The organism is Chryseobacterium sp. PCH239 (assembly GCF_018924625.1).
In the GTDB taxonomy this organism is placed as follows: Bacteria; Bacteroidota; Bacteroidia; order Flavobacteriales; family Weeksellaceae; genus Chryseobacterium; species Chryseobacterium cucumeris.
The window spans coordinates 1,121,212-1,140,398 of sequence record NZ_CP073027.1; the positions used below are offsets into that span (position 1 = coordinate 1,121,212).

The following is a 19,187-nucleotide window of genomic DNA, read 5'->3' on the forward strand; positions in this document are numbered from 1 at the left end:
TACTTTTCTGATTATTAACAAATGTTAGCAAAAATTATTCCTTATTCACATCAAAATCAGGAATTAAAATTACCTTTTGATACATAAACTACTTTTTTAGTATCAAAAAATTCTTCATCAAAATAGTGTTTAAGATTGAAAATTTCACATTTAAGTCCGGCAAGCTCTTCAGCAAGATCACCGCCTTTCAAATATAAAATTCCGTTATGTTTAGGGTTAAACTGTTCTTTTTCAAATTTCCCCTTCAGCCATCTTAAAAATTCCGGCATCTGGGTTACTGCTCTGCTGACTACAAAATGGAATTTTTCTTTCAGCTTCTCTGCTCTTCCATGAATAGCGGTAACATTAGTTAATCCAACTCCGTCTGCCACAGCCTGTACTACACTGATTTTCTTCCCAATAGAATCAATCAGGGTAAATTCTACTTCAGGAAAAAGAATCGCCAAAGGAATTCCTGGAAAACCACCTCCGGTTCCGATATCCAAAACTTTGGTTCCTGGTGCAAATTCCATCACTTTTGCAATCCCCAACGAGTGCAGAATGTGCTTTTCATATAGGGATTCCATATCTTTTCTGGAAATTACATTGATCTTTTCATTCCATTCATTGTACAGATTTTCCAATTTGGAGAACTGTTCTTTCTGTTTTTCAGTAAGATCCGGGAAATATTTTAATAGTAACGATGCAGACATGTGAATTATTATAAACCGCAAAAATAAGTTTTATTTCTCGTGTATTCAAATCTACTTTTCCTGATCCTGCTGCAAACTCAGCTTTTCAGCAAAATTCATCACTTTGCAATTCCTGGTATAACAGGAACACTCAGGTTTCCTGAAGAGCTCACGCTCTGTACCGCAAAAATATAATTGTCTTTCGAAAGTGGAATCTTCATAGAAAGTTCAGTGGTGAATATTTTTTTCTGCCATACCGGATTGTGTGTTTCTCTTGCCAGCACATAATATCCTGTGGGGATTCCAAATTTTGGTTTTTCCCAATGTAAAGTTGTTGAATTTGTCAGCTCTTTCACATCCATTTCAACTTTCTCCGGTTTCGAGGTAGACTTTGCAAGGCTTGCCAATACGGCAACATTGGCTGCGACATTCTTTTTCAGATATTTGAAATCTATAAACTCTGGAAGATCACCATACTGCTTATTGTTTTCAATTCTTATGTCCTGATGCTGATGATCGTAGTTTTCGTAATATTCCGTCAGTCTTACAGAGGGGAATCCGTTATTCACAAAGCTGGTATGATCTCCTCCACGCAAAAATCTGTCATTCCTATAGATCAGTTTAATTTCCAATCCTTTCACATATTGTTCTGTAATTTCTTTGATATAACGAGCCAGCTGCCTGGATTCACTATCATTTTCAAAACCCAGATTTCTGATTGCCATTGCTTTTTTATCCAGATCTTTGTAAGGCAGACCTTCGCTGAATACACGAAGGATACGGGTATTGATCTCTCCTGTTTCTCCTGCTTTGGGATTACCGATCATATCATTATTCAAAACAGCTTCCAGTTGCCCATTTTCTCTTTTAATTTTCTCAGCTAATTGCTTTGAACCTAACAAAGATTGTTCTTCTCCCGAAAAAGCCACAAAAATGATAGATGCCGGAAATGAAGATTTGCTCAGTATTCTTGCGGATTCTATCACAGCACTTACCCCGCTGCCGTCATCATTAGCCCCCGGTGCTGCGGAAGTTCTGTTCATCACATCAGTTACTCTTGAGTCAAGATGTCCTCCGATCAGGAAAATTCTTTTGTCATTTGGATCTGTTCCTTTCAAAAAGGCAACAGCATTTCCAAGGTTTACTATTTTATCAATTCGCTTTCCATCCGGCTGAATATCTTCCTGCTGTAGATACACCTCCATTCTTCCATCTGAATTTTTAGCATAATCATTGAATTTCCTGATCACCCAGTTCCTTGCCGCACCTATTCCCTTCTTTGGATCATCGATCGAACTCAAGGTATGCCGGGTTTCAAAGCTTACCAACTTTCCGATATATGATTTTAATGAATCTTCATTCACCTGCGAGACATATTTTTTCACTTCATCATCTTTTGAATATCTCTGCGAGAAAACACTACAGAAAATCAGTAATAAAAAAACGGAATATTTCATAGGACAGATCTTAGGTTGTTAAAGATACAAAACCCTACGCTGCAAAATCATTCCTTATGAGAATTTATTTTAATCTCTTTCAATAGGACTAGTACCCAGTTTTAGCATTTTCCCACTTTGAATATCTTCTTCCTGGAATTAAGTTTTTTTACTAAAATTAAGATTAAAATCAGTCTCACACATCAAAAGGAAAGATTTTTATAACCTAACAGAAGATTTGACTAAAACCTGACAAAAATCTTTAAAGTACCCTTACTTTTATTACCGCCACAACACGTTTTTATTATATATTTGTTAAAATTCAAAAAAATACAATGGATAAACTTTCAGATAGAGTAAAAAGATTAGGATACTCCCAGACATTTGTCATGTCAAACAAAGCCAGAGAAATGAAAGCCAGCGGAATAGATGTGATCAGTTTAACTCTTGGTGAGCCGGATTTCGATGTTCCGGACAATATCAAACAGGCAGCATTCGATGCCATCAATCAAAATTACAGCCACTATTCTCCTGTTCCAGGATTTCTGGAACTGCGTGAGGCTATTGCATATAAATTAAAAAGAGATAATAATCTGGAATACAAACCTACCCAGATTTGTGTTTCCAATGGAGCTAAGCAGGCTATTATCAATGTTTTGGCTGCTATCATCAATGATGGTGATGAAGTTCTGCTTCCTGCACCTTACTGGGTAAGCTATGATGAAATGGTAAAAATGATGGGCGGAAATTCCGTAATGCTTCCTACATCTTATGTTACCGATTTCAAAGTGACTGCAGAACAACTTGAAGAAGCTATCACAGAGAAAACCAAAGCTGTACTTTTCAGTTCGCCATGTAATCCGTCAGGTGGATATTATACTTATGACGAATTAAAATCGATTGCCAAAGTAATTGCCAAATATCCTCAGATAACGATAATTTCTGACGAGATTTACGAATATATCAATTATGAAACGAATACCACTTCAATTGCTCAGTTTCCGGAAGTATATGAACAGACAGCTGTAATCAATGGGATGTCAAAAGCATTTGCTATGACCGGATGGAGAATCGGGTATTCTGCATGTCCGGAATGGCTGGCAAAAGCTTGTGAAAAAGTACAGGGACAGATGACCAGCGGTGCTAATACGGTAGCACAAAGAGCTTCTATTGTTGCGCTGAAAGCAGATCCTTCCGAATACAGATACATGATTGACGCTTTCAAAAAAAGAAGAGATCTTGTCTATGAACTGATCAAAGAAATCCCGGGATTCAAAGTGGTTCTTCCAAAGGCTGCCTTCTATTTCTTCCCGGATATTTCGTACTATATTGGAAAAACCCTTGATGGAACAGAAATTAAAAACTCGGACGACTTTGCCATGTTCCTTCTGGAAAATGCACATGTTGGATGTGTAGGCGGATTCTCTTTCGGAAGTCCTGAATGTATCAGATTCTCTTATGCTGCTTCTGAGGAGGAATTAAGAGAGGCTATGAAACGTATTAAAAACTTATTGGAAAAATTCAATTAACAAATTAATAACCCAAAATAAAACACGACAGCAATGAATCTGTTAAAAAAACTAACCATCGCTACAAGTATTGCCGCTGCAAGTTTCGCAGGATATGCTTTTGGCCAGGATTTCCAATGGAAAGAAGCGACTTCCAATGGCTACAAGTACAAATACGTGACCAACGACCCTACTTCTGCAAGGTATTACACTTTGAAAAACGGATTAACGGTTATTTTGAGTCCTACCAATAAGGATCCGAGAATACAAACGTATATTGCAACAAAAGCCGGAAGCAAAACCGATCCTGCAGACCACACAGGTCTTGCCCATTATCTGGAGCATATGCTTTTCAAAGGGACAAATCAGTTTGGATCTAAAGACTGGGCAAAAGAAAAACCTCTTTTAGATCAGATTGACGCTCTTTACGAAAAGTACAACCAGACCAAGGATGAAGCCAAAAGAAAAGAAATCTACAAAGAAATTGACAGGGTTTCCGGAGAGGCTGCAAAATTTGCAATCGCAAATGAATACGATAAAATGATGGCTGGTATGGGAGCTGACGGCACCAATGCCTTCACTTCTTTTGAACAAACGGTGTACACGGAAGATGTACCTGCGAATGTTCTTGACAAATTCCTTGCTGTACAGGCAGAAAGATTCAGAGAACCGGTTCTAAGACTTTTCCATACTGAGCTGGAAGCAGTATATGAAGAAAAAAACAGATCTCTTGATGATGACGGAGATAAAGTTTTTGATACGATGTTTGCCAATCTTTTCCCTAACAACAATTACGGAAAGCAAACCACCATCGGAACCATTGAACACCTGAAAAACCCTTCTCTGCATGCGATCAGAGAATATTATAACAATTATTATGTCCCTAATAACATGGGAATCATCATGTCCGGAGATTTTAATCCGGATGAGGTGATTGCAAAAATTGACAAGGCTTTCTCTTATATGAAGCCTAAAGCGATCCCTGAATATAAGGTAGGACAGGAAAAACCGATCACTGCTCCGATTGTAAAAGAAGTGGTAGGACCGAATCCTGAAAACGTAATGCTTGGTTTCAGATTTCCTGGAGCTTCTACCAAAGATGCCAGAATGCTGAATCTTGTTGGAAACATGCTTACTAATGGACAAGCAGGATTGATCGATCTTGATCTGGTAAAAAAACAGAAACTACTGGGAGCTTATGCCGGAGCCTATGCTTTGAAAGATTATTCCGTTTTACTTTTACAGGGAAAACCTACTGAAGGACAGTCTCTGGATGAAGTAAAGAATCTTCTTCTTCAGGAAATTGATAAACTGAGAAAGGGCGAGTTTTCTGACGACCTTATCCAGTCTATCGTCAACAACGAGAAGAAAGGTATTATTCAGAAGGATGAAAAATATTCTTCAAGAGCCAGCATCCTGATGGATGAATTCACTTCTGAGGTTGATCACAAAGCATCGCTTGAGTATGTTGATGAGATTTCAAAACTGACGAAAAAAGATATCATGGATTTTGTGTCCAAATATCTTCAGAACAATAACTACGTTGCTGTTTACAAAAGAAAAGGTGAAGACAAGAGTATTGTAAAAGTTGACAAACCAACCATTACACCGGTTTCCGTTAACAGAGAAGACCAGTCTCCTTTCCTTAAGAAGATTGATGAAATGCCTGAAAACCCTATCGCTCCGGTATGGTTGAATTATGACAAAGACATCGCTAAAAACAAATTAGCTGATGTAGAGGTACTTTCTGTAAAAAATACTGATAATGCTTTATTCAGAATGTATTATCACTTTGATTCAGGAAAATGGAACAACAAAATCCTTCCATTGGCCGCGGAATATCTTCAGTATTTAGGAACGAAAGACAAGTCTTCTGAAGTCATCAGTAAAGAATTCTACAAACTTGCCTCAAGCTTCAATGTGAGTGCAGGAAACGAGGAAACTTACGTATCACTGGAAGGTTTAAATGAAAACTTTGACAAAACCATTTCTTTATTTGAAGATTTAATCAAAAACTGTCAGGCAGATCAGGCTGCTCTTGATGCTTACAAAGTTAGGTTGAAGAAAGCCAGAGCGAACGCAAAACAGAATAAAGGAGTAATTATGGCCGGATTAAGAAGCTATGCACAATACGGACCTCAAAACCCTTTCAACAATGTATTAAGCGATGCTGAACTTGATGCATTAAAAGCAGAAGACTTAATTAATGTTCTTCATGAACTGTTCAATTTCAAGCACAAAGTACTGTATTACGGTCCAAAATCAGGAAATGATGTGGTAGCAGCTTTGAAACCTGTCCACAAACTTCCTGCCACCCTGAAAGATCTTCCTAAGTCTAAAACTTTTGCGCAGATCCCGACAGACAAGAACAAAGTATTGTTTGCTCATTATGATATGGTACAGGCAGAAGTATTCTGGGTAAGAAATTCTGACCCATACAATGCATCCACTACTCCAACGGTAAGTTTATTCAACAACTATTTCGGAGGCGGAATGGGATCTATTGTATTCCAGACGATCAGAGAATCAAAAGCTCTTGCTTATTCTACCTATTCTTATTTTGCACTTCCAAGTAAGAAGACAGACAAAGATATGGTGATGGCGTATGTAGGAACGCAGGCAGACAAATTCAATGAGTCTACAACGGCTATGAATGAGCTTCTGACTACCCTTCCAAAGTCTGAGCAGTTATTCGAAACAGCGAAAAGTGGATTGAAAAAATCAATCGCTTCTGAAAGAATTACTCAGGATGGAATCATCTTCTCTTATCTGAAATCTCAAAAGCTTGGAAACAACTTTGATATGAGAAAAAATGTTTACGAACAGGCACCCAAACTGTCTTTCACAGACATCAACTCATTCCATGATAAGGAAATGAAAAATAAGAACTACACCTACTGCCTTGTCGCTTCCCAAGACAAAGTGAATGAGGCCGATATGCAGAAATTAGGCGAAGTAAAAAAACTTAATTTAACTGAAATATTTGGTTATTAAAATAAACAAAAAGCCCTGATATCAGGGCTTTTTTATTTAACAACACGCCAAAAACAATTATAGATTTTATTTATCAACTTTAGTTTGTTCGATAGATGAATCTTTCATATATTTGCATTAGAAATTTAAATATAAAAACAGAAAAATTATGTCTTTAGTAGGAAAAAAATTCCCAAACTTAACAATTGACGCAATGTCTGAAATGGGTGACGATTTAAGAATCAACATCCTTGATGAAGCAGTAAACAACCAGCAAAAAGTTCTTTTATTCTGGTATCCTAAAGATTTCACTTTCGTATGCCCTACTGAACTTCACGCTTTCCAGGAGGCGTTAGGTGAATTCGAAAAAAGAAACACTAAAGTAATCGGTGCATCTTGTGATACTAACGAAGTACACTTCGCTTGGTTGAACACACCAAAAGATAACGGAGGAATTGAAGGAGTAACTTACCCACTTTTAGCTGATACTCACAGACAATTGGCTAACACTTTGGGAATTGTTGATCAGGACTTCGAATATGATGAAGATGGAAATGAAGTTTTCACAGGTTCTAACGTAACTTACAGAGCAACTTACCTTATCGACGAAACCGGAAAAATTTTCCACGAAGCGGTAAACGATATGCCTTTGGGAAGAAACGTAAAAGAATTCTTAAGATTAATCGACGCTTACACTCACGTACAGAAACATGGCGAAGTATGCCCTGCAAACTGGGAAGAAGGAAAAGAAGCTATGAAAGCTGACAGAACTTCTACAGCAGAATACTTAGCAAAAAATTAATATCTTAATTTAAATATAACAATGTAACAATCTAACAGTATAACAATTTGAAAAGTAATTTCTTGAATTGTTAGATTGGTCAATTTTTAGATTGTTACATTGTTTATTTTTTAAAAAATAAACTTATGTACACAGAATTAACCGAAGATACATTACAGAATATAGTTAACGAAAACGAAAAAGTAGTAGTTCAATATGGCGCAACATGGTGCGGAAACTGCAGAATCATGAAGCCGAAATTCAAAAAATTAGCATCTGAAAATGACTCTATTCCATTTTTATATGTAGATGCTGAAAAGCTTCCTGAAAGCAGAAAATTAGCAAAAGTAGACAACTTACCTACTTTCGCCATCTTTAAAAACGGAGAACTGGTGAACCAGGTTCAATCTAACCAGGCAGAAAGTTTAATTAACCTTTTTAATGAATTAGCATAATGAAATTACCCGTAATCAGACAGTTTTATCAGAATCAGACTCCTGAAAACCTTGAAAAAACATTAGAAGTACTGGAAAGTTTCTGCGAGTTCAGAGGAACAAGTGAAGAAGATCTGAATGTTGCAGGAGAATTGATTACCAACATCTGCGGAGCGCTGGAAGTTCACGCTAATGTACAAAACGGAATGAGCGAGAAAGATGCTTTAAACTCGTTTGCTCAGAAGGTTTTAGGATCAATTGACAAATAACTTCTTTCGATTATTTTTAATCTAAAGACTGTAAAAACACAAACTATACAATACCTGAGGTTCTCCTCATTACTATACTTTTTTCTATTCTTTAGAATCTTTTTTTCAACTGTAAAATGTACTTCAGAGGACTTTAACCGGTCACATGAGGCTGAAAGTTGCATCAATATTGTAAAGAATAACCAATTAAAATCCCGGTGATATTTTTCATCAGGATTTTTTGGGTTTTGGTTTAAAACACGAATAACACGAGCGATTCCACAAATAACACAAATAAATATACGCAAGCATCCGTGTTAATCTGTGGCATCTGTGGGCAAAAATATATTTAAATATTATTATAAGTTTCGGCTGAAGCCGTTGGAAAAGATTTATTTAAAGTAAAACGGGCTAAAGCTCATTCCTATTGATATTATTAAATTGTGTTTATTCGTGAAAACATTTGTGAATTTTGTGTTTAAATACAAAAAGAAATCCCGATGAAAAATCACCGGGACTATATTTTTAAAGCTAGGACAACTTATCAATTAGTTTCTTCTGCTCATCAGAATACTTAAGATATACCAGAATAAAAGCATAATCGAAGCAAAAAGCTGCAATGCTGCACCTACATACTGATTCGTTCCATAGGAATCTTTTAATTTGCTTGTCTGATATAGAATGGTAGCTGACGCTAAAATCACCATTCCAACAGAAAACCACAACCCAAGATTAAATCCGAAGATCATCCCTCCTACAATTAATCCAATGGAAATAAATCCACCGATTACAATGATATTTCTTAAGAAAGAAAAATCTCTTTTAGAAGTGAATGCTACTGCAGAAATACCTGCAAACATAGCAACAGTTAACGTCGCAGCCTGGAAGATCACATTCGCTCCACCTTCAATATTAGTAGCAATAAATAGCAGAGGCAAAAAGATAATGGCTTCCAGCAGAATGTAAAATCCTAACCCTAAATATTGGGTAGATTTACTCTGTGAAAGAGACCATTTAGAAGCCAGAACAGACGCTAACCAGAAAACTCCGATAATCAGCAGCCAGATGTATCTCTGACCAAACATCATAAATATAATTTCCTTCGGAACCGTTTTTAGTAATATCGTTTCAACTCCAATAAATGCAAGAATAGATAAAGCAACATGCAAATAGGTCTTCTTGTAAAAATTCGCCTTCTCCACATCCGAAGAATGAGCGACTAAAACATCTGTCATCATAGTTAATATTTTTTTGTTAATCGAAAATAAATTAAGTTTTATTTTGAGGGCAATACTCCAAGAATTTTTCCGTCATCCTCAAATACAGCGGTAATAACTTCCCTGGAAGATTCTCCTGCATATTTGTATTTAATACTCGGGTGATTGATTCCGTCCATTGTTTTATAATATCCGGCCTTTAAGACTTCAAGTTTTTTGTTGGGATCAATACCGTCTTTGACTTTCTTAAGCACATCATCCGTCACAATTTCCTTTACCTTCTCAGAAATCAATCCATCAATAGCCGTACGGTCTGAAGCCTGTAAAGCAACAATGAACTTCTGGAAGTTATCATTATACAAACTGACCTTTTCCTTACTTATAGTGGCCTGCACTTCCTTTTCAGGACTGTTTCCAACCTTTGCACCTGTTACTTTCTGTGCAAAAACCAGCTGTCCGCCCACAAGAGCAAGTCCCAACAATAATTTTTTCATAGTATTCATTTTTGTTCTGGTGAAATAAGTGATGGAAGATACGAAAATCAGACCAGTTCTAAAAATTTCATTGTATCTACATTATCTGCATAGGTATCAAGGCCTGGATTTTGAGCTTCACCAAACGGAATAGCATTCAGTTCCAGCTCTCCTTTCGCCACTACACACTGAATATTTTCTTCATTTTCTGCAATAAAGCTTTTCACATCATCCAAGGATTCATATCTGCTGAAGTTGATTACAGAAAGCGGACTGAAAAGCTTATCATCCTCTTTCAGCATTACAAAATTATTATCCCAGAATTTATCCTGATTTAAAAGATAAACCGCTCTGTTATAATCATAATTGTTGGCATATTTGTTATGATTGATAATATCCTGGAATCCTAAGAAGTTCTCAAACAGCCTGTCAATCACAAAATCCTGCGGAATAAAAATTCTCGTTACATTTCTGCATCCCAATCCAAAATACTGGAAAATATCTTTCGCCAGAAGCTGCAGTTCTTCATCCGTTTCATCTCCCTTCAACACCGCCACAGAAGTTCTGTTCTTACGGATAATATTTAAGTGATTTTTAAAATAATATTCCAGATATCTTGCTGTATTATTACTTCCGGTAGCAATAACGGCATCAAAATTCTCTAATTTTTCGACAAATTCAAAAACTACATTTTCATTGGAAAATTCATTCCACTTCTTTAATAAAAATGGAATCATATACTTATCCTTTGAAGACAGCTTAATGACAGGGATGTGATTGCTTAAAACAACAGACATTACATCATGAAACCCTACCAAAGGGATATTTCCGGCTAAAATGAGTCCAACTCTTTTAGAAATTTTAGAGATTGAATAATTTCCAAGCCAGTTTTTGATATTTTCTTCAGTCAGAAGATCTGTCCATTGTTGTAAAGCAAATTTCTGATTATCAATGGTAAACCACGGATTCTCTATTTCAGATCTTTTTAACAATAATTCGATATCAGCATCATCTTCATTGTGATCTTCCTGTTTCTTAGCTAAAAACGCTTTTATATAACTACTTAATTTAATAAGTCCTAAAACTTGATTTTCGGTATTCATAATTACTTTAAAATTGGGTAAAATTTTGTAATTTTGTGCAAATTTAAAAAAAATTAGCGATGGCTATTAAAATAACTGATGAATGCATTAACTGCGGGGCTTGCGAACCGGAATGTCCAAATAATGCAATATATGAAGGAGCTGTAGATTGGAAAGCTTCTGACGGTACGGCTCTTCAAGGTACGATTACGATGCCGTCGGGACTCACTGTAGATGCCAATTCACCGCAGGAACCTGTAAGTGATGATGTATACTTTATTGTAACAGACAAATGTACAGAGTGTAAAGGATTCCATGAAGAACCTCAGTGTGCAGCAGTATGCCCTGTAGACTGCTGTGTGCCTGATGAAGATCATGTAGAGTCTGAAGAAGCTCTTCTTAATAAAAAAGCATTCTTACACGGCGAATAAAAAATTCCGTCTCATCATCTGTGAGGCGGTTTTTTTAACCCAAAATCCAATTAAATCAAAATAAAGCAGAAGGATATCCAAGTCCCGAAGCACCCAAAAAATAAAAATATGAACAAAAAACACAATTTCAGCGCAGGACCATGTATTTTACCACAAGAGGTATTTGAAAAATCAGCACAGGCTATCCTTGACTTTAACGGTATTGGATTGTCTCTCCTTGAAATTTCTCACAGAAGCAAGGATTTCGTTGCGGTAATGGATGAAGCGCGTGCCATTGTAAAAAGATTGATGAATCTTGGTGATGATTATGAAGTACTTTATTTAGGAGGTGGTGCCAGCCTGCAGTTTGCAATGGTTCCTTACAACCTGATGAAAGTAGGAGGAAAAGCAGCTTACCTGGATACAGGAACATGGGCAGCCGGAGCCATTAAGGAAGCAAAAAAAGTAGGAACAGTGGATGTAGTAGGTTCTTCAAAAGAAGAAAACTATTCTTTTATTCCTAAAGATTATACGGTAGGTGCAGAATACGATTATTTCCACTGTACTTCCAACAATACTATTTATGGAACTCAAATGAAATCTTTCCCTCAAGTGGATACACTGATGGTATGTGATATGAGTTCTGATATTTTCTCAAGACAACTGGATTTCTCTAAATTTGACCTTATCTATGCCGGAGCTCAGAAAAATATGGGACCTGCCGGAGTTACTCTGGTGGTTATCAAAAAAGAAATTCTTGGTAAAACAGGAAGAGAAAACATGTTCTCTATCCTGGATTATTCTCAGCACATTGCTAAAGAATCTATGTACAATACTCCACCGGTATTCCCTGTATACGCTTCTTTACTTACCCTTCAGTACCTTGAAAGAAACGGAGGAATTGCTGCTGCAGAACAAAGAAACGAAGCTAAAGCCAAACTTTTATATGATGAAATCGACAACAATCCGTTATTCGAAACTTTCTGCGTAAAAGAAGACCGTTCACTCATGAATGTTTCCTTCAAAATTACAGACGAAAGCAAGAAAGAAGAATTTGACAATGCATGGAAAGCAGCAGGGATCAGCGGGTTAAACGGACACAGAAGCCTGGGCGGATACAGAGCTAGTTTATACAATGCCTTACCTATCGAAAGTGTACAGGTTTTGGTGGATGTAATGAAGTCAATAAAATAGCTTATATTAGGCGACCGAAAAATAGAAGGATATCAGACAAAGGATGTCAGATAACAGACCTCAAAATCTAACTTCTGACATCTTCAATCTAACATCATAAATAACTCATGAAAGTTTTAGCAAACGACGGAATTTCAAAAGCAGGAGAAAATACTCTAAAAGAAGCCGGAATTGAAATTCTGGACAATAGAGTGGCGCAGGATCACGTTATTAATTTTATCAACGATAATAATGTGGACGTTCTTCTGGTAAGAAGTGCAACGAAAGTAAGACAAGATCTGATCGATGCATGCCCGGGCCTTAAGATTATCGGAAGAGGCGGTATCGGAATGGACAATATTGATGTAGAATATGCCAAAAGTAAAGGCATCAAAGTAATCAATACACCTACAGCATCTTCAAAATCAGTGGCAGAACTGGTTTTTGGCCACTTTATTTCACTGGCGAGATTCCTTCACGAGTCCAACAGACTGATGCCATTGGAAGGAGAAACTCATTTCAACGCCATGAAAAAGTCATTCAGTAATGCGTATGAACTTTCAGGAAAAACATTAGGAGTAATCGGCTTTGGAAGCATTGGCCAGGAAGTTATAAAAATAGGAATTGCTTTAGGAATGAAAGTAACCGTTCTGACAAGAAGCCCGAAAACAGAAGTTCTTACACTGAACTTCTTCAACGGACAGTCTGTGAACTTTGAAATCACTTCCACCAATGATATGGATGCATTCCTTAAAGATGCAGATTTCATCAGTATCAATACGCCGAAAACGAATGAGTATATTATAGACACCCCTCAGTTTGAAAAAATGAAAGATGGAGTCTATATTGTAAATACTGCAAGAGGAGGTGTCATCAACGAAGTGACCCTTATCGATTTTATCGAGTCAGGAAAAGTAGCCGGAGCGGCACTGGATGTTTTTGAAAATGAACCCAACCCGGAACTGCCTTTACTGATGAACCCCGCATTATCACTTTCCCCTCACGTAGGTGGCAGTACGGTGGATGCGCAAGAGAAAATCGGTATCGAACTTGCAGAACAAATTATTAAGCTACAAAAAGAAACTATAAGATAAATATGCCTGTTTTTAAACCTTTCCGTGGAATAAGACCTCATAGAGACTTTGAGAGTACTTTCCCTACCCATCCACTGGATAATTTCACCCAGGAAGAGATTGCGGAGAAAGCTCAAGTTGAAAATACTTACATCAATATGATTAAACCCTATGTTGTAAGTAAATCTAAAGATATTGACCGGAACCTGCGAAAGATCCGTTCCACCTTTGAAGAACTTCTGGAAGAAAAGAAATTGGTCCAGGACAATTCATCCTACTATCTTTATGAGCAGATCTATCCCAACAAACAGATGTTCAGAGGACTTCTGGGATTGGCAAGTATCGAAGATTTCTGGAATGGAAAAATCAAAAGACATGAAAGTACCATCCCGCAGAAAAAAGAAAAACTGGCTCACTACCTTGAAAAAGTAAATCTGCAGGCTGAACCTGTGCTTCTTACCTACCCTGCCAATTCAAAAATTGAATTGCTGATGAATCATGAGGAAAAAAATGTTCCTATCTTCAATCATGTAGATTCAATGGGTATCAGACATAAAATCTGGAGAATAGATAACCGTCTGAAGCTACAGCAATTTAAAGAAGTGATTGATCAGATTGATTCGTTTTATATTGCCGACGGACACCACAGAATTGGTTCCACAGCAATCAATGCAAAATACCATAAGGAGAAAAACAAGAAACATAATGGTACAGAGCATTACAACTTTGTATACAGTTTCATTGTTTCCAACCAGTCGATAAAGATTCATGATTACAATAGAATCTTACATGACCTGAATGGTATTTCTCCGGCAGATTTCCTGAAAGAACTTGAGAAATATTTCCTGATTCACGAAAAAGGAGAAGCATCGTACTACCCTTCTCAAAAATTCCATATTTCAATGTATATGGATGGGAAGTTCTATTCTCTTCACGTGAAGCATGATCTTCGTTCCAAAGAAATGTCTCTGGATAATCTGGATCACCATCTTTTAGATAAGTATATTTTCAAAAACATTCTGAAAATTGAAGATCCGGACAGTTCTGAGCTTATTTCTTATGTGAAAGGAACATCCAATATCAATGGAATCAATCTTTTAAAAGAAAAGGTAGACAACGGTGAAGGTAAAGTTGGTTTTGGAATTTATCCTGTAAGTTTTAATGACATGATTAAAATTTCAGACTTAAAATTAAGTATGCCTCCGAAATGTACATTTATTGAGCCAAAATTAATTACTGCTTTATTAATGTACGACATGAAACCTTAATAAATTACTATTTTTTCCCTACTTTTATCAACGGAAAAGATAAGTAAATAAAAAATGAAAAAAATATTCATTATACTTCCACTCTTTTTGAGTGGATTTTTATTTTCTCAGAAAAAACCACTTAAAAACCCGACAAAAAAAGGTACTGTTGCCAAATTCAACTATCATGATGAATTCAGAAAAATTTCAGATGAAATTATGACTAACGGTACTGCTTATGATAATCTTGGAGAGCTCACCAAAAGAATTGGTCCACGTTTCAGTGCAACTCCAGGTTATACCAAAGCCGTAGAATGGGCAGAAAAAAAATTCAAGGAAATCGGGATTAATATGATCTGGAGACAGGAAGCTAAAGCACCAGTCTGGATCAGAGGAAAAGAATCTTTACAAATCAAAGCCGGAAATGGAGACTGGAAAAACATCAGAATGCTTTCTTTCGGAAATTCTGAAGGAACAGGCGGAAAAGATCTGGTGGGCGAAATCGTTTTAATCAATTCCACATCAGAGCTGAATGCCATGTCAATAGGTCAGTTAAAAGATAAAATAGTTTTTGTGAATGTTCCTATGGACCCGAAAATTATTAATACAAGTGATTCCTATTTACAGGCCGCAAAATCAAAACTAATTTCCGCTTCTGTGATTGCTAAAACAGGTGCAAAAGCATTAATTATAAGGTCACTGACGACTGCTAGTGACGATACTCCTCATGCTAAAATGATTTACTACGAACCAGATGATAAAGTTAAAATTCCAGCTTTATCAATTGGTGTAAGATCTGCAGACGAATTGGAGAAAACCTTAAAGAAACAAAAAGTCACAGCTAAAATCAATATGACCGCCGAATCAAAAGGTGACACTACAAATCCCAATATCATTGCTGAAATTGGAGGTAAAAAAGATTCTAAAGTAATTGTTTTAGGTGCTCAGCTGGATTCGTGGGATATTGGTGAAGGTGCAGTAGATGATGGAACTGGCGTTGTGCAGTGCATCGAAGTGTTAAGAACACTCAAAGCACTTGGATATGAAAACAACCACACCATCCGTGTAGTTTTGTATGCCAACAGTGAAAACGGAGGGCAAGGTCGTGAGATGTATGCAGCATATGTAAAAAAGAAAGACGAAAAACACGTATTTGCCTTAGGAACTGATGCCGGAGGATATTCTCCCCGAGGATTCTCTTTAGACATGTCACCTCAAAGACGAAGACTGGTGTATCCCTGGAAAGAATATTTTCTGCCTTATGGCGTCTATGATTTTGACCAGACAGAAGCCATTCAGGATATTTCGCCTTTGAAAAAACTGGATATTCCTTTAGCAGAGCTTGTGGTAGACACCCAGAGATATTTTGATTATCACCACTCCGAACAGGATACTTTTGACAAAGTAAATAAAAGAGAGCTTCTTCTTGGAGCTGTCGCCATAACACAGATGATTTTTATGGTTGATAAAAACTGGTAACAATGAAAAAGATAACAGGAACTTTATTACTTCTTTTTGGAATGGCCGCATTTGGTCAGTCTAAAGAAGATTCTGTCCAGTTCAGAAAAATCTCCACAGAAATTCTGAACAACGGAAAAGGATACAATGAACTGAGAGAACTTACCAAAACTATAGGTAACCGTTTAAGTGGTTCAGAAGCCTATGAGAAATCCGTACAGTGGGCAGCCCAGAAACTTCGTGATGCCGGAGCTGACAAAGTATGGCTTCAGGAAGTGATGATTCCGGTTTGGGTAAGAGGAAAAGAATCATTACAGATTAAAACTTCTAATGGAAAATGGAAAAGTGTAAAAATGCTTTCCCTTGGAAATTCTGAAGGAACCGGAGGTAAAGATCTTTCCGGAGAAATCATCATGGTAAAATCACTGGAAGAATATGACAGACTTCCTGCTGAAAAAGTGAAAGATAAAATTGTGTTTTTCAACTATCCTTTTAGTCAGGAAAATGTACAGACATTTATTTCTTATCGTGATGCAAACCCCTACAGAAGAACTGCCGCTTCATTAACGGCTAAAAAAGGAGGGAAATTTGCCATCGTAAGGTCTCTTTCCTCTGCTTTTGATGATGTTCCGCACACAGGTAACATGCGCTATGACGAAGGTATTTCCAAAATACCAGCTATAACAATCGGAAATACATCAGCTGATGAACTTGAAGCAGTATTAAAAAATCAAAAAGTCACCGCAAAGCTTAATTCCAATTGCGGAATGAAAGGAGAAAAACTTTCCCATTCTGTGATCGGAGAAATTACCGGTAAAAAAGACCAAAGTGTTATTGTTGTTGGTGGGCATTTAGATTCCTGGGATGTTGGAGAAGGAGCCCATGATGACGGAGCTGGCATTGTTCAAAGTATTGAGGTCTTAAGAACCTTTAAAAAATTAGGAATTCAGAATAATCATACGATCCGCACCGTTTGTTTTGCCAACGAAGAAAATGGAACAAAAGGCGGAAAACAATATGGTAAAGCCGCCAAAGAGAAGAACGAGAAACATATTTTCGCCATTGAATCTGATGCAGGAGGTTTTTCACCACGCGGAATTTCCCTCGAAATGGATGAACCTCAAAGAAACCAGATCAAAAGCTGGGTGAATCTGTTTTTACCTTATGGCGTTTACAACTTTGAAGGAAAATATTCAGGGTCAGATATTGCCCCGCTTCACGAAATGGGAGTTCCCACAGCTGAACTGGTACCGGATCCGCAACGCTATTTTGATATTCACCATACCGAAGAAGACACTTTTGAAAAAATCAACCGCAGAGAATTATTATTGGGCTCTACGGTGATGACACAACTTATTTATATGATTGACAAAAATTGGTAAACAATGAAAAAGATATTAGGAACTTCATTATTACTTTTTGGAATGGCTGCATTTGGCCAGTCTAAAGAAGATTCAGTCCAGTTCAGAAAAATCTCTACAGAAATCCTGAACAACGGAAAAGGATATACAGAGCTTAGAGAGCTTACAAAAAATATAGGCCACCGCTTAAGCGGATCCGAAGCCTATGAAAAGTCTGTAAAATGGGCAGAACAGAAACTTCGTGATGCCGGAGCTGATAAAGTATGGCTTCAGGAAGTGATGATTCCTGTCTGGGAAAGAGGAAAAGAATCTCTGAACATCCAGACTCCCAACGGAAAATGGAAAACCCTTAAAATGCTTTCCCTTGGGAATTCTGAAGGAACAGGAGGAAAAGATGTTTCGGGAGAAATCATCATGGTAAAATCTATGCAAGAATATGACAGACTTCCTGCTGAAAAAGTGAAAGATAAAATTGTGTTCTTCAACTACCCTTTCAGCCAGTCATTTGTAGAGACTTTCAAAGCCTATGGTGATGCTGCAAAATACAGAACAACTGCTGCTTCTTTAACCGCTAAAAAAGGAGGCAAATTTGCCATCGTAAGATCTCTGTCCTCTGCTTTTGATGATGTACCTCACACAGGAGCAATGCGTTATGAAGACAAAGTTTCCAAAATCCCTGCGGTAGCCATTGGAAGCACGACTGCAGATGAACTGGAAGCTTTACTGAAAAAACAGAAAGTTAATGCAAAACTAAACTCCAACTGCGGAATGAAAGGAGAAAAGCTCTCCCACTCTGTTATTGGAGAAATCACAGGTAAAAAAGACCAGAGTGTAATTGTTGTCGGCGGACACCTTGATTCCTGGGATGTAGGTGAAGGAGCCCACGATGACGGAGCCGGAATTGTACAAAGCATTGAGGTTTTAAGAACCTTTAAAAAGCTGGGTATTCAGAATAACCACACCATCAGGGTTGTTTGTTTCGCCAATGAAGAAAACGGAGTAAAAGGAGGAATCCAGTACGGTAAAACGGTAAAAGAGAAAAACGAAAAACATCTTTTTGCTATTGAAACAGATGCCGGAGGCTTTGCCCCGAGAGGTATTGCCCTGGATATGGATGATGCGAAAAGAAATCAGATTAAAAGCTGGTCGAATTTATTCCTTCCTTACGGAGTTTATAATTTTGAAGAGCGGTTTTCAGGAACAGACCTTTATCCGCTTCACGACATGGGAATTCCCGCTGCAGAGCTGATGCCGGATTCGCAGCGATATTTCGATATTCACCACACGGAAGAAGATACTTTTGAAAAGGTGAACCGAAGAGAGCTTTTATTAGGAGCCACCGCTTTGACTCAGATTATTTATATGATTGATAAAAACTGGTAAAATATGAAACCGTCTTTCTAAAGGCGGTTTTTTTATTTTAATAGTAATGCATAATAAATTTCACAGTATTCCATTAGTGAAATTTGTGCAAAAAACATTTGGGTTATTCGTGATTTATTTTAAATACATAAAAATAGTTCTTGTCCGTAATATTTTCTTCGTTCATTAGCATTAGCTTTAAAAAACAGAAAATTTTTCTATGTTTAAGGAAATAACAGAAGAAAAAACGCTTCACCACTGCCCTCATCAATCCCGTGAA

Annotated in this window: 17 protein-coding genes; 12 read left to right on the top strand and 5 right to left on the bottom strand. The window is 37.2% G+C overall.

Translation table 11 applies throughout. From position 1 onward, the window contains the following. Nucleotides 1–56: 56 nt before the first annotated feature. Together rsmG and KBP46_RS05215 are read right to left on the bottom strand one after the other, a co-directional pair. Nucleotides 57–692, bottom strand: a complete 636-nt coding sequence (gene rsmG / locus KBP46_RS05210; protein ID WP_062670312.1) for a 16S rRNA (guanine(527)-N(7))-methyltransferase RsmG — start codon at nt 690–692, stop codon at nt 57–59. 98 nt (nt 693–790) lie between these two features. Beyond that, complete coding sequence (locus KBP46_RS05215) at nt 791–2,128, bottom strand: M20/M25/M40 family metallo-hydrolase (protein ID WP_216444815.1); 1,338 nt, start codon at nt 2,126–2,128, stop codon at nt 791–793. Nucleotides 2,129–2,442: 314 nt separating this feature from the next. Here KBP46_RS05215 and KBP46_RS05220 point away from each other — a divergent pair, with 314 nt between their 5' ends. From KBP46_RS05220 to KBP46_RS05240, 5 genes are all read left to right on the top strand, one after another. Then, on the top strand, nt 2,443–3,636 hold the full coding sequence (locus KBP46_RS05220; protein ID WP_120230848.1) for a pyridoxal phosphate-dependent aminotransferase: 1,194 nt from the start codon (nt 2,443–2,445) through the stop codon (nt 3,634–3,636). A gap of 33 nt (nt 3,637–3,669) precedes the next feature. Next, on the top strand, nt 3,670–6,609 hold the full coding sequence (locus KBP46_RS05225) for a pitrilysin family protein (RefSeq protein ID WP_216444816.1): 2,940 nt from the start codon (nt 3,670–3,672) through the stop codon (nt 6,607–6,609). A gap of 148 nt (nt 6,610–6,757) precedes the next feature. After that, nucleotides 6,758–7,390: a peroxiredoxin gene (locus KBP46_RS05230; RefSeq protein ID WP_002980000.1), complete on the top strand. Its 633-nt coding sequence runs from the start codon at nt 6,758–6,760 to the stop codon at nt 7,388–7,390. Nucleotides 7,391–7,515: 125 nt separating this feature from the next. Next, complete coding sequence (locus KBP46_RS05235) at nt 7,516–7,824, top strand: co-chaperone YbbN (protein WP_062670320.1); 309 nt, start codon at nt 7,516–7,518, stop codon at nt 7,822–7,824. Further along, nucleotides 7,824–8,072, top strand: coding sequence for a hypothetical protein (locus tag KBP46_RS05240; protein WP_002980002.1), 249 nt, complete (start codon nt 7,824–7,826; stop codon nt 8,070–8,072). The genes KBP46_RS05235 and KBP46_RS05240 overlap by 1 nt, the downstream gene beginning before the upstream one ends. Before the next feature lie 527 nt (nt 8,073–8,599). On the opposite strand, the gene KBP46_RS05245 is transcribed toward KBP46_RS05240, so the two are convergent. From KBP46_RS05245 to KBP46_RS05255, 3 genes are read right to left on the bottom strand one after another with little or no spacing between them, the layout of a single operon-like run. Continuing rightward, the gene (locus KBP46_RS05245) at nt 8,600–9,289 is read right to left on the bottom strand and encodes a Bax inhibitor-1 family protein (protein WP_216444817.1); all 690 of its coding nucleotides are present in this window, start codon (nt 9,287–9,289) and stop codon (nt 8,600–8,602) included. Nucleotides 9,290–9,327: 38 nt separating this feature from the next. Further along, complete coding sequence (locus tag KBP46_RS05250; protein WP_228432307.1) at nt 9,328–9,762, bottom strand: peptidylprolyl isomerase; 435 nt, start codon at nt 9,760–9,762, stop codon at nt 9,328–9,330. 47 nt (nt 9,763–9,809) lie between these two features. Next, complete coding sequence (locus KBP46_RS05255) at nt 9,810–10,844, bottom strand: acyl-CoA reductase (protein WP_062670326.1); 1,035 nt, start codon at nt 10,842–10,844, stop codon at nt 9,810–9,812. A gap of 59 nt (nt 10,845–10,903) precedes the next feature. Between KBP46_RS05255 and KBP46_RS05260 the strand changes: the two genes are divergently transcribed. The 7 genes from KBP46_RS05260 to KBP46_RS05290 all read left to right on the top strand — a co-directional run bounded on the left by KBP46_RS05260 (nt 10,904) and on the right by KBP46_RS05290 (nt 18,928). Beyond that, a complete protein-coding gene (locus tag KBP46_RS05260; protein ID WP_034698512.1) occupies nt 10,904–11,254 on the top strand; it encodes a 4Fe-4S dicluster domain-containing protein in 351 nt (116 codons plus the stop codon). Between the two features lie 108 nt (nt 11,255–11,362). Beyond that, the gene (gene serC, locus KBP46_RS05265; RefSeq protein ID WP_062670328.1) at nt 11,363–12,427 is read left to right on the top strand and encodes a 3-phosphoserine/phosphohydroxythreonine transaminase; all 1,065 of its coding nucleotides are present in this window, start codon (nt 11,363–11,365) and stop codon (nt 12,425–12,427) included. Nucleotides 12,428–12,534: 107 nt separating this feature from the next. Then, nucleotides 12,535–13,500 carry a D-2-hydroxyacid dehydrogenase gene (locus tag KBP46_RS05270; protein WP_120230843.1) on the top strand — a complete coding sequence of 322 codons (966 nt, stop codon included), beginning with the start codon at nt 12,535–12,537 and terminating at the stop codon, nt 13,498–13,500. A gap of 2 nt (nt 13,501–13,502) precedes the next feature. Next, nucleotides 13,503–14,747, top strand: coding sequence for a DUF1015 domain-containing protein (locus tag KBP46_RS05275; RefSeq protein ID WP_123278449.1), 1,245 nt, complete (start codon nt 13,503–13,505; stop codon nt 14,745–14,747). A gap of 54 nt (nt 14,748–14,801) precedes the next feature. Beyond that, nucleotides 14,802–16,205, top strand: a complete 1,404-nt coding sequence (locus tag KBP46_RS05280; RefSeq protein WP_062670334.1) for a M28 family peptidase — start codon at nt 14,802–14,804, stop codon at nt 16,203–16,205. Between the two features lie 2 nt (nt 16,206–16,207). After that, complete coding sequence (locus tag KBP46_RS05285; protein ID WP_216444818.1) at nt 16,208–17,566, top strand: M20/M25/M40 family metallo-hydrolase; 1,359 nt, start codon at nt 16,208–16,210, stop codon at nt 17,564–17,566. Between the two features lie 3 nt (nt 17,567–17,569). Next, nucleotides 17,570–18,928, top strand: coding sequence for a M20/M25/M40 family metallo-hydrolase (locus tag KBP46_RS05290; RefSeq protein ID WP_216444819.1), 1,359 nt, complete (start codon nt 17,570–17,572; stop codon nt 18,926–18,928). Nucleotides 18,929–19,187 lie beyond the last annotated feature (259 nt).